Annotated in this window: 17 protein-coding genes; 8 read left to right on the forward strand and 9 right to left on the reverse strand. The window is 72.2% G+C overall.

Annotation, left to right across the window (positions count from 1 at the left end; genetic code table 11):
* Window positions 1-12: 12 nt before the first annotated feature.
* The 3 genes from ACFQS1_RS25595 to ACFQS1_RS25605 form a co-directional block, all read right to left on the reverse strand.
* Window positions 13-2,163 carry a serine/threonine-protein kinase gene (locus ACFQS1_RS25595; protein ID WP_378972890.1) on the reverse strand — a complete coding sequence of 717 codons (2,151 nt, stop codon included), beginning with the start codon at window positions 2,161-2,163 and terminating at the stop codon, window positions 13-15.
* 106 nt (window positions 2,164-2,269) lie between these two features.
* The gene (locus ACFQS1_RS25600) at window positions 2,270-2,575 is read right to left on the reverse strand and encodes a nuclear transport factor 2 family protein (protein WP_378973098.1); all 306 of its coding nucleotides are present in this window, start codon (window positions 2,573-2,575) and stop codon (window positions 2,270-2,272) included.
* The gene (locus ACFQS1_RS25605) at window positions 2,572-3,765 is read right to left on the reverse strand and encodes a serine hydrolase domain-containing protein (RefSeq protein ID WP_378972893.1); all 1,194 of its coding nucleotides are present in this window, start codon (window positions 3,763-3,765) and stop codon (window positions 2,572-2,574) included. The genes ACFQS1_RS25600 and ACFQS1_RS25605 overlap by 4 nt, the downstream gene beginning before the upstream one ends.
* Window positions 3,766-3,830: 65 nt before the next feature.
* Here ACFQS1_RS25605 and ACFQS1_RS25610 point away from each other — a divergent pair, with 65 nt between their 5' ends.
* Window positions 3,831-4,304 carry a hypothetical protein gene (locus tag ACFQS1_RS25610; protein WP_378972895.1) on the forward strand — a complete coding sequence of 158 codons (474 nt, stop codon included), beginning with the start codon at window positions 3,831-3,833 and terminating at the stop codon, window positions 4,302-4,304.
* Window positions 4,305-4,317: 13 nt separating this feature from the next.
* Here ACFQS1_RS25610 and ACFQS1_RS25615 read toward each other — a convergent pair whose 3' ends face one another.
* From ACFQS1_RS25615 to ACFQS1_RS25625, 3 genes are all read right to left on the reverse strand, one after another.
* Entirely contained in the window at window positions 4,318-4,734 is a 417-nt protein-coding gene (locus tag ACFQS1_RS25615) for a VanZ family protein (RefSeq protein ID WP_378972898.1), read from the reverse strand.
* 135 nt (window positions 4,735-4,869) lie between these two features.
* Complete coding sequence (locus ACFQS1_RS25620) at window positions 4,870-5,205, reverse strand: YnfA family protein (RefSeq protein ID WP_378972900.1); 336 nt, start codon at window positions 5,203-5,205, stop codon at window positions 4,870-4,872.
* A 106-nt stretch (window positions 5,206-5,311) separates the two neighbouring features.
* Complete coding sequence (locus ACFQS1_RS25625) at window positions 5,312-5,668, reverse strand: STAS domain-containing protein (RefSeq protein WP_378972901.1); 357 nt, start codon at window positions 5,666-5,668, stop codon at window positions 5,312-5,314.
* Between the two features lie 288 nt (window positions 5,669-5,956).
* On the opposite strand from ACFQS1_RS25625, the gene ACFQS1_RS25630 reads away from it, so the two are divergent.
* Complete coding sequence (locus ACFQS1_RS25630; protein ID WP_378972904.1) at window positions 5,957-6,961, forward strand: AraC family transcriptional regulator; 1,005 nt, start codon at window positions 5,957-5,959, stop codon at window positions 6,959-6,961.
* Between the two features lie 61 nt (window positions 6,962-7,022).
* Here the strand turns inward: ACFQS1_RS25630 and ACFQS1_RS25635 are convergent, their stop codons facing one another.
* Window positions 7,023-7,388, reverse strand: coding sequence for a hypothetical protein (locus ACFQS1_RS25635; RefSeq protein WP_378972907.1), 366 nt, complete (start codon window positions 7,386-7,388; stop codon window positions 7,023-7,025).
* 243 nt (window positions 7,389-7,631) lie between these two features.
* On the opposite strand from ACFQS1_RS25635, the gene ACFQS1_RS25640 reads away from it, so the two are divergent.
* The 3 genes from ACFQS1_RS25640 (at window position 7,632) to ACFQS1_RS25650 (ending at window position 9,764) form a co-directional block, all read left to right on the forward strand.
* A complete protein-coding gene (locus ACFQS1_RS25640) occupies window positions 7,632-7,922 on the forward strand; it encodes a hypothetical protein (protein WP_378972909.1) in 291 nt (96 codons plus the stop codon).
* A gap of 82 nt (window positions 7,923-8,004) precedes the next feature.
* Window positions 8,005-8,517 carry a SigE family RNA polymerase sigma factor gene (locus ACFQS1_RS25645; RefSeq protein WP_378972910.1) on the forward strand — a complete coding sequence of 171 codons (513 nt, stop codon included), beginning with the start codon at window positions 8,005-8,007 and terminating at the stop codon, window positions 8,515-8,517.
* Window positions 8,514-9,764, forward strand: a complete 1,251-nt coding sequence (locus tag ACFQS1_RS25650; RefSeq protein WP_378972913.1) for a hypothetical protein — start codon at window positions 8,514-8,516, stop codon at window positions 9,762-9,764. The genes ACFQS1_RS25645 and ACFQS1_RS25650 overlap by 4 nt, the downstream gene beginning before the upstream one ends.
* Here the strand turns inward: ACFQS1_RS25650 and ACFQS1_RS25655 are convergent.
* Complete coding sequence (locus ACFQS1_RS25655; protein ID WP_378972916.1) at window positions 9,745-10,650, reverse strand: Gfo/Idh/MocA family protein; 906 nt, start codon at window positions 10,648-10,650, stop codon at window positions 9,745-9,747. The genes ACFQS1_RS25650 and ACFQS1_RS25655 overlap by 20 nt on opposite strands.
* A 45-nt stretch (window positions 10,651-10,695) precedes the next feature.
* On the opposite strand from ACFQS1_RS25655, the gene ACFQS1_RS25660 reads away from it, so the two are divergent.
* The 3 genes from ACFQS1_RS25660 (at window position 10,696) to ACFQS1_RS25670 (ending at window position 12,134) form a co-directional block, all read left to right on the forward strand.
* Window positions 10,696-11,061 carry a hypothetical protein gene (locus tag ACFQS1_RS25660; RefSeq protein WP_378972918.1) on the forward strand — a complete coding sequence of 122 codons (366 nt, stop codon included), beginning with the start codon at window positions 10,696-10,698 and terminating at the stop codon, window positions 11,059-11,061.
* Complete coding sequence (locus ACFQS1_RS25665) at window positions 11,054-11,506, forward strand: hypothetical protein (protein ID WP_378972920.1); 453 nt, start codon at window positions 11,054-11,056, stop codon at window positions 11,504-11,506. The genes ACFQS1_RS25660 and ACFQS1_RS25665 overlap by 8 nt, the downstream gene beginning before the upstream one ends.
* A 163-nt stretch (window positions 11,507-11,669) precedes the next feature.
* Entirely contained in the window at window positions 11,670-12,134 is a 465-nt protein-coding gene (locus ACFQS1_RS25670) for a hypothetical protein (protein ID WP_378972922.1), read from the forward strand.
* 55 nt (window positions 12,135-12,189) lie between these two features.
* Here ACFQS1_RS25670 and ACFQS1_RS25675 read toward each other — a convergent pair whose 3' ends face one another.
* A complete protein-coding gene (locus ACFQS1_RS25675) occupies window positions 12,190-13,653 on the reverse strand; it encodes a glutathionylspermidine synthase family protein (protein ID WP_378972924.1) in 1,464 nt (487 codons plus the stop codon).

A 13,653-nucleotide genomic window follows, 5' to 3' on the forward strand; every position in this document is an offset into this window, starting at 1 on the left:
CTGTCCGCCGCCTCATAGCGGCAGCACCACCGGGGTCGGTGTGCCGGCCACGCAGGTGACGGTCATGCGATACCGGGTCGGCGTGCCCCGGAACGCGACCGAGGCGGTGAGCGCCGGCCCCGGCTCGACGTTCTCGGCCGTGAAGCCCGGCTTCGCCGCCCAGTGTGTCAGCGTCGCCTTGCCCCCGCCGCAGGTCGCCAGCACGAAGCCGCCCGGCGAGTCGAGCCGCTTGCCCTCGGGAGCGGCCGAGCCCGCGGCGGACGGGCTGGGTTCCGCGCCGGGGTCGTCGCCCGCGCCGGGCGCCGACCCGGCCGGCGAGCCGCCCGGGCTCACCGAGGCGCTCGGCTCCGTGGCCATCGACGGGCGCACCGGCACGCCGGCCGCGGCGGAGTGCGTGACGCCGCCGCCGTCGATCGCCGCGGGCGCCCCCAAACCGCTGCTCACGCTGGGTGCCGCCGATGCCGTCCCGGCCGCAGTGGGCGTCGAGCCCTCCCGTCGCGATGGCCCGCCCAGCGCCATCCCGATCAGCGCCGCGATCACCACGGCCAGGATGGCCGCGATCAGCAACACCCGCCCACGCTGCCCCAAGAACCCCGGCATGCCGCCGGCATCGTCGTGGTCGTCCTCCCCATCCGGTACGCCCGGAGCACCACGTCCCCACTTCGCCGGGGAATCCCATCGCGCCCCCGGCACGGTCTCGCCGAGCGTCCCCACCCGCAGGTTCCCGGACGTACGCGCCGGCCCGATCGCCCGCCCCGCGTTCCGCCGCGGGCCGACGCCGGCCGCGGCGCCGCCAAGGTCGCCCGCCCCACCGCGGGCACCCGCCGGTCCCGCGTGGCCGCCTGCTCCCGATCCCGCACCGCCGCGGGCGCCCGGGCCTTCGTTGACGCCGCGCTCACCCTCGCGGGAACTCCCCGCGCCCGCCAGCAGCTCGGTCCGGGCGTTGACCGGCCGCCGCCCCGCAGCGGCCTTTCCCTCGGCATCCTCCGCCATGCCGCCACCGGCCGACGCATCGCCGGAAGCCGCCCCACCCGAAGCCGCCGCACCCGAAGCCGCCGCACCCGAAGCCGCCCCACCCGAAGCCGCCCCACCCGCCCCGCCCGGAGCGGCCCCGCCCGAAGCCGCACCCGCGGCCGCCCCGCCCGCGGCCGCCCCGCGCGAGGCCGTTTCGCCGGTCCCCTTGTCGCGGCGAGACCACACCGACGTCTCGGCGTCGAGGTCATCGGGAGCGTCGGGGTCGTCGGGGTCGTCGGGTCCGTCGAGGTCGTCGGGAGCGTCGGCTCGGCGTTCGGCCGGCGACGGGACCCGCGGCGGCGGAGTGCCCGCTCCCCCGCGTACGGAATCGGAAAAATCCGCGGCCTCGGCCGCGTCCGCCAGAATGGACGAAACCTCGCTCGCGCTCGGCCGGGCCTCGGGATCCTTGCCGAGACACCGGTCGATCAGGTCGCGCACCGGTCGCGGCACGCCCGGCACCGGCGGCAACGGCGCCGGATCGAGATAGACGTGGGCGCGCAACATCTGGGTCGTGCTCTCCACCGACCACGGCGACTCGCCGGCGAGCAGGCGGTAGAGCAGCACGCCCAGCGCGTACACGTCGGACGCCGGCACGATCAGCTCGCCGGTCAGGCGCTCGGGCGCGAGGTACGCCGGGGTCCCGACCAGCATCTCCTCGGGCGACGCCGGACCGGCCGCGGCCGCGATGCCGAAGTCCACGACCTTCGCGCCGGCCGGCGTGACCATGATGTTGGCCATCTTGATGTCGCGGTGCACCAGGCCACGGTCGTGGGCGGCGGCCAGCGCGGCGGCCACCTCGCCGCAGATGCGGAAGACCGTGCGCGGGGGCAGCTTGCCGGCCGAGACCCGCTGCTGCAGGGTCGGGCCGTTGACCAGCTCCATCACCACGTAGGGCGTGCCCGTGTCGACGGCTTCGCCGTAGTCGTAGACCTGCGCGATGTTCGGATGCGACAGCGTCGCGGCCGCGCGCGCCTCGTCCCGGATGCGGGCGCGCGACTGCGGATCGCCGGCGTAGCGCCCGGCGAGGAGCTTGACAGCAACCGGCCGCCCGAGCACTTCGTCCCGGGCGCGCCACACCACCGCCATGCCACCGCTGCCGAGTTCATCGAGCAATTTGTAGCGGCCGCCGAGCGTTTGCCGAACCTCCACCGTGGCAGTGTGCCCGTCCGGCCGCGAAATCGCACATCGCCACCACTCGAATGCCATTCACATTCATCGCGGATTACGCCCACGCGGCACCGGGCCGGCGACGATCTCAGGCGGGGTGCTGCATCCACCATTCCGTGAATTGCCGGGCCTGGCCGAGATTGTCGAGCCGCAGCACCCACAGGTTGCTGAACGTCTTATCCGGATATCTCGTGGTGGCCCCGATGATCGCCAGATCCTCGGTGATGATCAGCGGATGCCACTCGAACGTGGTGGCGCCGGGTTTGTCGCCGTGGGCCCGCCAGCCCTCGACAATCGCCTCGCGCCCCACCCACGGGGTCGCGAACGGCTCGGTGAAATACGCGGCGTCCTCGGCGAAAAGATCGGCTATGTCGTGCGGATCATTGAGGGTTATTCATCGCGTGCCCTCCCAGGGTCGTGATCACGATATGCCAGGCGGTTGAACTCGGTCAGCGCCCCGTTCCACAGCAGGTCGCTCACCTGGCTCAGGACGATCGAGACGAGCCGCTCGCGCGGATCGTTGAACCAGGCCGTCCCGTAGCCGCCGGCCCACCCGTACCGCCCGGCCGCGGACACCTCGTCGTCGGCGACCGTCACTGCCAGGCCGTAACCCCAGCCGCTGCCGCCAAGGATGAAGCCGCCGCTCTCGATCTGGGCGGGTGTCAGATGGTTGCCGGTCATCGAGGCCACGGCCTGCGCCGACAACAGCCGGGTGCCGCCGTGCACGCCGCCGTCGAGCAGCATGCGGGCGAAGGCCAGGAAGTCGTCGGCCGTCGACACGAGCCCGCCCGACCCGGACGGGAACGCCGGCGGCCGGCTCCACACCTCGGGGCCGGTGCTGGTGCGCTCGCTCAGCACGCCGGTCGCCGGGTCGGTCATGTACTGCCCGGGCAGCGCGGCGGCGCGATCGGGCGGCAGCCAGAAGCCGGTCTGTGTCATGCCGAGCGGCGCGAACACCCGGTCGTACAGAATCTCGGCGAGCGGGCGGTCGTCGGCCCGGGCCAGCAGGGCGCCGAGGATGATCGTGCCGGCGTTGTACATCCACTTGTCGCCGGGCTGGTGGATCAGCGGGAGCGACCCGAAACGGCGGACCCACTCGTCGGGACCGTGCGGGGTGCGCGGCTCGGGCTCGGCCAGCGCCAGGCCCAGCTCGCGCCACGCCTCGACGATCGGCCACGGCGGGTCGATCGTGTCGCCGTCGAGGATGAAGCCGAAGCCGAGCGTGAAGGTGAGCAGATCTTCGACCGTGACCGGGCGGGCGGCCTCGACCGTGTCGTCGAGCGGGCCGTCGGGGCGGCGCAGCACGCGCTGGCCGGCGAGCTCGGGCAGCAGCTTGGCGACCGGCTCCTCGAGGTCGAGGCGGTCGTCCTCGGCGAGCATGAGCGCGGCCGCGGCCATCACCGGTTTGGTCATCGACGTGATGCGGAACGGCGTGTCGCGCCGCATCGGGACGTCGCCGCCGAACCGGGTGACGCCGACGGTGTGCACCGTGACGTCGTCGTCGCGGGCGACCAGCGCGACCACACCGGGGAACTCGCCGCGCCCGACCCGGGCGGCGATCGCATCGCGGAGAGGTGAGCTCATGGGGACAGCCTGCCAGCACCCACCGACATTTTCCCGGGGCGAAGGCCGGGCCTAGGGTCACCGGCATGGATCAGAACTGGCGGCATCTCCCGTCCCCGGCCCGGCCGATCGCGTCCGCCACGACCGCCGCCGTCGACGCGGCCCAGCGTCGCGACGAGGAGGCCCTGACCGGCGCCGTGGACGACCTGGCCGGGCTCGATCCGGCACCGACCGGGCTGGTGCTGGGCACGCTCATCCGGTTGCTGCTGGAGCAGACCCATCCCGACGGCCTCGACGGCGAGGCGGTTCGCGCCGTGCTCGAGCATGCCGTCCGCGAGTCCGCGGCGTGGCAGCCCGAGGTCGACCCGCACGTGGTGTTGCTGCTGCTGGCGGGCGCGCTGGGGGTCACCGGCGAGGACGACGGCGCTCCCCCGCCCAAGCCCGGGGTGCTGGCCCGCCACGCCGCGCTGCTGGCCGCCGACCTGCTCGGCCCGCGCCCGGTCGCGCCGCAGCTCACGGCCGCCTTCACCGAGATCCAGCGCGCGCAGCTCAACGACTGAGCACGCCGACTGCTCACGGGCGGCTGGGCGGCCCGGGCCGCGCGAGCCGCAGCAGACCGAACCCCAGCACCCCGCCCACGGCATTGGCGACCAGGTCGTTGACGTCGACCGTACGCAGGCCGTCGAGCGTGAGATTGATGATCAGCTGGGCGGTCTCGATGCTCAGGCTGGCGGCGACCGAGCACGCCAGCACCCGCCAGAACGAGCCCACCCGCGGCACGCAGACCGGCAGCAACACCCCGAACGGCACGAACATCACCACGTTGAGCAGGAAGCTCGGCGCGTCCACCGCGAACGGCACGAGCTGCAGCGGCGTCCAGGCGGACTCGCCCAGATAATCCGTGGGATCGGGCGAGAAATCGGGCGGAATCGTCAGGGCGAGGACACCCAGGACGTACCCGATGAGCAGGGGTGTCGCGAAGCGCCGCACGTCTCCAACCTAGCCAGAGCCGCAGTAACCCCGGTCACCGGACGAGCGACTCCGCAAGCATCGCGCGCCGGTCCTCGCGGCCCTGCGGGCGTCCACACCGTCCCCGCCGCCCGAAGTCAGCGCGGCGAGACCTGGTCACGCGCCGCGCGGCGCGTACATGATGACGGCCACCCCGGCCAGGCACAGAACCGCCCCGATCAGGTCATAGCGGTCCGGCCGGAATCGGTCGGCGACCATCCCCCAGACGAGTGAACCCGCCACGAACACCCCGCCGTACGCGGCAAGGATCCGCCCGAAGTGCGGGTCGGGCTGCAGCGTCGCGACGAAGCCGTAGGCGCCGAGCGCGACCACCCCGGCCCCCGCGAACAGCAGCCCACGATGCTCCCGCACACCCTGCCAGACCAGCCAGGCCCCGCCGATCTCGGCGAGCGCGGCCAGCACGAACAGCCCGATGGAACGCAGCACGGTCACGTGCCGCATTCAACACGAAAGCCGGCCTCAGGCGGGCACAGCCCCATCCGCGCGGGCGCGGAGCCACCTGGGGCGGGCGCAGGCACCCGGAGACGTGGCCGCTCGCTCAGGAGGGGCGCAGGCCCACCGAGGTGCGCGGCTGCGGCGGCTCGGCGCAGCCCAGGAGGCCCACCAGGCCCGAGACCCACAGTTGGCGGTACACCGTCGGGCTGGGGTGGCTGACCACCAGCTTGACGCCGCTGGCGGCCGCCGTGTGGAAGCAGGCGACGAGGATGCCGATCCCGATGCTGTCGATCAGCATCACCCTATGCAGGTCGAGGCAGATCTTGCCCGGCGTGCTGCTGGTCAGGACGTCATTCACGGCGTCCCGCATCACGTGGGCGTTGTCCAAGTCGATCTCTCCGCTGGGCGCGATCTCGACGGTGCCATCGGCCAACTGGCGGGTGGTGATCGGCAGATACACGGCTGCCCTCTTCCTGGCGTCGAGCGGGCCGACGCCGAACCCTACCGCGTGGAGGCGCACACCGGCCCGAAACGCCCAGACCTGACGTCGGACGAATCGCCCGTGCGCCGCTTCTCCCACCGCGTTCCTACAACAATCCGCTGGTCTGCAAGTTACGCCACGTAGGCGCGGAACGCCAGAGTAGTTCATATGGCCTGAATGTGCTGGAACGGTCAGCGCCCAGCGGCAACGTTGACGAGCCCGGTGGCGGGCCGAATACTCACAGTATGCGATGGAGTGCGCTTCGGTATGGATGACTTCTATTCGAGATCCGGCCCGGCGTACTCCGAAGTGCCCGACATTGTCCACTTCAGCAGCGTCGATATCGACCAGGCCCGCTCGGTGCTCAATCGTTTCTACTACCCGGTGGCGGTCGGCACGCCGGAGGGCGCCGAGGGTTTCGGCCTGGGCGTCGAAGTGATCCAACTCGGACCCCTGACGGTCGGACAAATCAGCTTCGCGGGGCCGGTCAGCCTGGTGGTGGCCGAGCTGGACGCCTATCACGTGAGCATGCCCACCACGGGACGCATGCAGGCCCGGCACGCCGGGCACGAGGTGGTGGCCGGCCCGTCCACCGGGGTCGTCTTCGGACCCGGCAACCCGGTCTACACCATGCACGACGCGAACTCGGCCGAGCTCGCCGTGAAGATCGAACGGGACGCGCTCGAGCAGGAGCTGGCCGGCCTGCTGGGCCGGCCGGTACGGGGTCCGATCGACCTGCCGCCGGCCATCGACCTGTCCGGCGGCCTCGGGCACAGCTGGAGCCGTCTCGTGCGCCTGATGCGCGACGAGCTCGAGCACACCGAAAGCCTGATCTATCAGCCGCTGATCGCCGAGCAGCTGCGCAGCAGCGTGCTGAGCGGCCTGCTGCTGAGCGTCCCGCACCGCTACCACGACGAGCTGACCGGCCCGGTCGGAGCGGGCCCGCCGCGGGCCATCCGGCGCGTGGTGGACGCCATCCACGACGAGCCGGAGAAGCCGTTCACGGTGGCCGACCTGGCCGCCATCGCCGGGATGAGCGTGCGGTCGCTGCAGGAGGGCTTCCGGCGGCACATCGGGTGCACGCCGATGGCATACCTCCAGAGCGTCCGGCTGCTCCGGGCGCACGAGACGCTGCGCCGCGCCGACCCGCTGCGCATGACGGTGGCCGCGGTCGCGCACCGCTGGGGCTTCGCCCACCTCGGCCGCTTCGCGTCCGCCTACCGCACCCGCTTCGGCGAGGCCCCGTCGGACACCCTGCGACGCTGCGGCTGACCGATCCGCCTGCCGCTCGGGGGCCGGCTGCCGCTCGGGGCCGCCTGCCGCTCGGGGCCGGCTACTCGCCGGGGTCGCTACGGCGGGGCTGGGGCACGCCGTCCGCCCGCGGCACGCTGGGGGTCGCCCCGAACAGGTGACCACGCGACGGCGTCCACTCGCGCCACGGCCCGAGCCGGCGGGGCACCGCGACCAACTCGCCGTCCCCGGCAGCGCGCTGCTCGCGCAGATAGGCCACCACCCGGGCGGACGCGGCGCCCGCGTCCTCGGCGATGCTCAGCAGCAGCCGGCGCGCCTCCTCGGCCGCCGGATCGTACGGATCCAGGCCGGGCACCTCGCCGGCCGGCCGCCGCAGCACCGCCGCCATCCCGGCCAGTGCCTGCATCACGTCACATGCGTCCCGTTCCGCGTCGGACAGGCTCGTCACGCGTCTCCCCCTCACCCAACACGACTGGCCGGTCGCGGCGGGGTGCGTCCCCGCCCGGTCCGTCCTCACACGTGCCAGCGAAAATGTATTCGGCTCGCTACTGAGCGTCCATCCGTAACGCGCAAGTCCTGTCCAGTTAGCGCTCAGTTTGACCCACCGACGAGTCGATCGTCCGATTCCGTCGCATGGTCACGCCGCGCCCGACGGGGTATGAGATGGAAGAGGCCAACCATGGAGGATGAGATGACCGACGAGATTCGCCCGCCGCTCGAGGAGACCGAGGAGGTGGCGGACGCGATCGAGGACGACGTGGCCGTGGACGCCTTCATCACCGGCGGCGGCGCCGACCGGGACAACCCCGACTTCCTGCAGCCGGGCGAGGAGCCCAACTGGCGCACCGGCGCCGACCAGCAGTGGGATCCCGAGGACGTGGCCGTCGCCGAGGGCCGCGACCCGACGCCCGAGAACGTCGAGCGCGCCCGCAAGGAGATCGAGCGCGACGGCCCCGCGACCATCGAACGCATCGTGCCATAGAAAAATCGTGCCGTAGAAATTCGCCTACAACCGGTTCCGCCCGAACCCCGTCTACTGGGAAGACCACTGACGGAGGCGGGGGATGGCGAGCGGAACCGATGAGGCGTACCTGGCGTACGTCAACGGCCGGACCGGCGCGCTGCGCCGGATGGCGTTCCTGCTCTGCGGCAACGAGCACCAGGCCGACGACCTCGTGCAGGAAACCATCACCAAGCTGTACGCGCGCTGGCCGCGCATCTCCGCGGTGGAGAACCTCGACGCGTACGTGCACACCATGATGGTGCGCGCCTTCCTGGACGAGAAGCGCCGCGGCTGGTGGCGGGTGTTGCTCGGCTCGCCGCCGGACCGCGCGGCGCCGGTCGCCGGCGCCGCCGAGGACCGCACCGTCCTGCGCGCCGCCCTCGCCAAAGTGCCCCCGCGCCAGCAGGCCGTCCTGGTGCTGCGCTTCCTCTGCGACCTCGCGGTGTCCGAGGTGGCCGAGATCCTCGGCTGCTCGGAGGGCACGGTCAAGAGCCAGACCTCGCACGGTCTCACCGCTCTCCGCAAGATCCTCGGTGAGCGGGTTCCCGCGCCCCGTCAGGGAGGCGCGCGATGAACCACGACCACGACGGCACGGAGGTGGCGATGAACGACGAGTACGGCGCCCTCCTGCTGGCCCCGCTGAAGACCGAGCCGGCCGGGCCGCCCGCGATCGACGTGCGCCGCGCCATGCTGCGAGGCGCGCGAATGCGCCGGCGCCGCCGGTGGTTCGGCGGCGGCTTCCTCGCCGCGGCCGGCGCGGCCCTGCTCACCGGCGGCCTGCTGCTGGCGCCGGCCAACGACAAGGACAAACCCCCGGTAGTCCTGCCGCCGGATCCGCCCGTGCCGACCTCCTGCACCGTGTCCCGGCTCGACCTGGGTGGCCACCGCAGCGCCGAGATGATGGCCGGCGATCACACCGGGCGCTGGCATGTCGGCACCGCCGACCCCGCGCCCAGCAGCCTCAACGGGGTCCTCGTCTGGCACGACGGCAAGCTGGTCGACGACGTCCCGGCGCCCTCGAAGACGGCCCGCGAGTTCGCTCTCGTGGACGTCAACGCGTCCGGTGTCGCGGTGGGCGCGGCGAACTCGGCGCGGGACCCCGCGTACGCGTACACGGACGGAAAGCTTGTCCCGCTCAAGGGCGGGACCGGGGCCGAAGCGATCGGCATCAACGACGACGGGGTCATCGCCGGCACGATCAAGGTCGGGGACCGGAGCGTCCCCGCCCGCTGGCGGTCGATCGACGCCGAGCCCGAGGAACTGCCCGCGCCGGCCGGCCCGGGTTCCGTGCGGGTCTGGGGCATCAGCCCGGACGGCACGATCGTGGGCGAGATCGGCCCGAGCGGCTACCTCTGGTTCCCCGACGGCAGCGGCCGGCCGATCGGCGCGCCCCCCGGCTCCGCGTCGGTCTCCGGCGCGGCGGGGCCGGCCTCCGCGGCGCCTGGGCCGGCCTCGTTCATGCCGAACGGGTTCGCCTTCGGCTGGGTCTACGGCGAGGCGGTCAACACGAATCCGGGCGGCACCTACCGGTACGAGCCGATGAGCGAGACCTGGCAACTCGTGACCAGAGAGACCGCCCTGGCCCAGCTCGACCCGGGTGGGCGTACGGGATTCAAGTCGATCGCCCAGGACGAGCCCGCCGTCTTCGTCGGTCGAGCGGTGCTCAAGCTGCCGAACGACCCCGAGCTCGGCAAGGCCGGACTGGGCTCGGTCTCCATCAACGCGGTCAGCGACGACGCGCATGTCATCGGTGGCACCGCGATCAGCCCGATCGCCGACAGCAGCAAGCCGTTCGCGCCGGTTATCTACCGCTGCCGATAGCCACCACGCGGCCGGTGGTGATCGCCTCCTGGCAGGCCGCCAGGACGGCGGTCACTTCCGCGCCGAACCGCACGTCGACGTCGGACTTCGGCCCGCCGCCGGCCGCCGCGATCAGCTGGTCGATGGCCCGGCCGAGGGCCTGGTCGGCCCGCCACTGCGCCTCCGGCACGCGGCGCGGATCGCCCTCGCCGAAGAAGATCGCCTCCTGGCGTACGGCGCCGGGCGCGCCGTCCACGCTCAGCGTGAGCATGGTGATCGCGCCGCTGGCGTGGCGCAGCAGCGCGTGCGACATGTCGTGCGGCCCGGCCATCGCGGTCACCTCGGTCACCGGGCCGAGCACCGGCAGCACCAGGGCGAGCGCGTGCGGCCCGACGTCCCAGAGCCCGCCCTTCTCCTTGCGCCACGGCGACTCGCCGAACGGGCTGCCGGTGGTGAAGATCGAGCCCACATGCTCGACGCGCGCCTCCCGCCAGCCGCCGAGCTCGACGGTCTCGGCGAGGAACTCGCCGGTCACCGGCACGAGCCGGCGGGTGAAGAAGACCACCGACGCCAGCCCGCGCTCCTCGGCCGCCGCCGCGATCTCGTCGGCCGCCGCGGGCTCGAACGCCACCGGCTTGTCGAGCAGCAGATGCCGGCCGGCCCGCGCCGCCCGCAGCGCGATCGGCGCCTGCACGTCCGGCGGAAGGGCGATGGCGACGGCGTCGACGTCACCGAGGAGGTCGTCGATCTCGCCGTACGCCTTGGCCCCGTGCTCGGACGCGAGCGCGGCCGCCTTGCCCGGATCGCGCCCCCAGACCCCGACGAACTCCACGTCCCGGTGGTCGGTCAGCGCCGGCGCGTGCGCCAGGCGAGCCCATGGTCCCGTGCCGAACAATCCGAAGCGCATGGTCCGCAAGCTATCAGGCATCCGGCGATCAGTACGCTGTGCCGGGTGAACGGTCCCCTGTCGGTCGCGACGATCGTGGTCGCCCTCGTCCTGGCGGCGTGGTTCCTGCTGCGCGCCGCGCTCAACCGTGCCCCCGGCCGCGCCGAGCTCATCGCCACCGGCGTGCTGGGCGTGCTGGTCGCCGTGCTCGTCGTGGTCGCGGTCGTCGGCCTCTTCGACGGCTCCCGCCCGTCCGAGACGGCCACCTTCGCCGGCTACCTGATCACCACGATCGCGTTCGCCCCGGTCGCCCTCTACCTGGCCAAGATGGAGCCGACCCGCTGGGGCAACCTGATCCTCGGCGTGGCCTGCCTGGTCCTGCCGGTCCTGGTGCTGCGGTTGCAGCAGATCGCGTCGGTGACCGGTGCCTGACTCACCCACCCCCGCGCGCACCCGCCCGGCCGACTCCGCGCTGAACACCGGCTTCGGCCGCGTGCTGCTGTTCGTCTACGCACTGGGCGCCCTCTCGGCCAGCGCCCGCGGGCTGGTCCAGGTGGTCACCCACTTCGACGAGGCCCCGCTGGCCTACCTGCTGTCGGCCTTCGCCGGCCTGGTCTACCTGGTCGCCACGGTCGGCCTGGCGATCGGCGGCGAGCGCGGGCGGCGCATCGCCCTGGTCAGCTGCACCATCGAGCTGATCGGCGTCCTCGTGGTCGGCACCCTGAGCATCACCGACGCGGTCGCCTTCCCCGACGACACGGTCTGGTCCCACTACGGCAGCGGCTACGGCTACGTCCCGCTGATCCTGCCGTTCCTCGGCCTGTGGTGGCTGTGGCGGCACCGCCCCCGCCCCGGCGACCACCCGAGCCAGGGCTGACCGCAGCCAACTCGGCGCAGCCGCTTCCTCTCGGTGAGCAGAGCAAAGGGCCGCGCCGAGTACCTGCTGGCGGGTAGCGAACTTCTCCGGCTGGCCGCAATGCCGCGGCGGGACGAGCGGACGAGCATCGATCCGAGAAGCCGCCTTCGAAGGGACCGGACCGATGACCGATCATGTGATGCACGCGGGCTCCCGAGTGGCCCTGCGCGAAACCACCATGGCGCAGCGCGCGCTCGCCGCGGTGACCGCGGTGCTGCTCGGCGTGGACGCGTACGTCCACCTGCACGACGCCGCCCAGTACGACCAGTTCAAGTCCTCGGTGATGAGTGAGGGCACGCTGTTCCGGATCCAGGGGATCGTGGCCATCGTGGTCGCGCTCGCGGTGCTGATCTGGCCCCGCGTGCTCACCTGGGCGATCTCGCTGCTGGTCTCCGGCAGCGCGGCCGTGGCGGTGTTCCTGTACACGTACGTCAACGTCGGCCAGCTCGGGCCGATCCCCAACCTGTACGAGAACACCTGGCACGAGCCCGGCAAGGTCTTCTCCGCGGTGGCCGAGACCATCGCCGCCCTGATCTCCATCGTCGGCCTGGTGCTCGCAATACGGGCCCGCCGTCGCGCCACCTCCTGACGCGCCACCCACTGACGCGCCACCCACTGACGCGCCACCCACTGACGCGCCAGAGCTACTGGGAAGCCTCCACGGTGTGCGGGAGGAAGTAGCAGCGATCCTTGGTGACCAGGCCGTCCACGCCGAGGCCCTCACGGATGCCCAGTCCGGCCGGCTCGCCGTCGATCAGCCAGGCGCCGAGGACCGGGTGGACCGTTCCCTCCAGGCCGTCGAAGGACGGCAGCTCGCACAGCTCCTGCACCACGAAGAGCCCGTCCGACCCGTACTCGGTGGGGTTGTCGGTGATGGTCTCGCCGTCACGCACCAGCGTGACCGAACCGCCCTCCCGGCCCCACACCGGTTTCTTGGCGTAGGACTTGAGCGCAGCGGCGCCGGACGAGCCCGCGAAATGCGCCGGCAGCAGGAACTTGGACCGCTCGGGGTCGTCGCCGAAGAGCTTCCACAGCACCGGCAGCAGCGCCTTGTTGCCCAGCAAGGCGGCCTTGTACGGCGGCTCGATCCAGACCGTGCCGTGCTTCGACGGGTCGGCCATGTTGCGGAAGAAGCCCTTGCCGCCCTCCTCCTGCCAGAACCACTCCCAGGGATAGAGCATGAAGATGATGTCGATCGGCTGGGCCTTGTCCTCCCGGCCGGGCTCGGGCACGAAGACGACCCGGTCGCCGGCCACGTCCCAGCCGATCTGGCTCATCGCGATCAGCTCGACCGGGTAGCCGGCCTCCTCGGCGGTGGACATCAGGTACGCGACGTTCATCCGGTCCTCGCCGGAGGTCTCGCTCGTCTCGTACGCGAAAAAGATCTTCGGTTTTTCCGGCAGCCACGTGCGGGCCTGGCGCAGCTTGTCGATGTTGCGCCGCCAGGCGCCGGGGTTGGCGGGCTCGCCGTCGGCCGCCTCCCAGCCGACCAGGCGGTCGTGGATCGAGTTCCACTGGCGCCACGGATGCTGCGTGACGCCGGTCTGGTCGACCCAGTGCCACTGGATGACCGCGCTCTCCACCAGCGCGGTCGGCGTCTGGGCGTTGAACTCGAGCAGCTTGGGCGTGCTGCCGGCGCCGTTGTACCAGAGGTCGAAGCGGCCGTAGACGCTCGGCGAGTAGTCCGGCGTCTCCATCGGCAGCCGCATGTCGGGGTCTTTGTCGTAGTGCGTCCAGGTCTCGGCGTCGCCGTCGAACCAGGTACGGATGATCTGCTCGTGCGCGAACTCGGGGATGCCGATCTTGGCGAGGAAGCAGGTCGACGGGTTGCACACCGAGGCGAAGTAGCCCTCGCGGCGGCCCTGGACGGTGTGCCGCGGGCACTGCTTGACCATCCAGTCGCCGGCCTCGAGGCACATCGCGTACAGCGTCGCGGTGGCCGCCTCGAGCTCCTCGATCTCGGCCGCCGTGAAGTCGTAGTACGGACCCTCCTGCCAGTACGAGATCATCGTCCCGTCGGGCAGCTCGGTGTCGTTGTAGGTCAGGCCGAGGCTGTAGTTGGTGAGTTTCCACCCGTCCCGGACCGGTCCGTAGGGAACCCTGCGCAC

The sequence above is a fragment of the Paractinoplanes rhizophilus genome, from assembly GCF_042664765.1.
Classification (GTDB): domain Bacteria; phylum Actinomycetota; class Actinomycetes; order Mycobacteriales; family Micromonosporaceae; genus Actinoplanes; species Actinoplanes rhizophilus.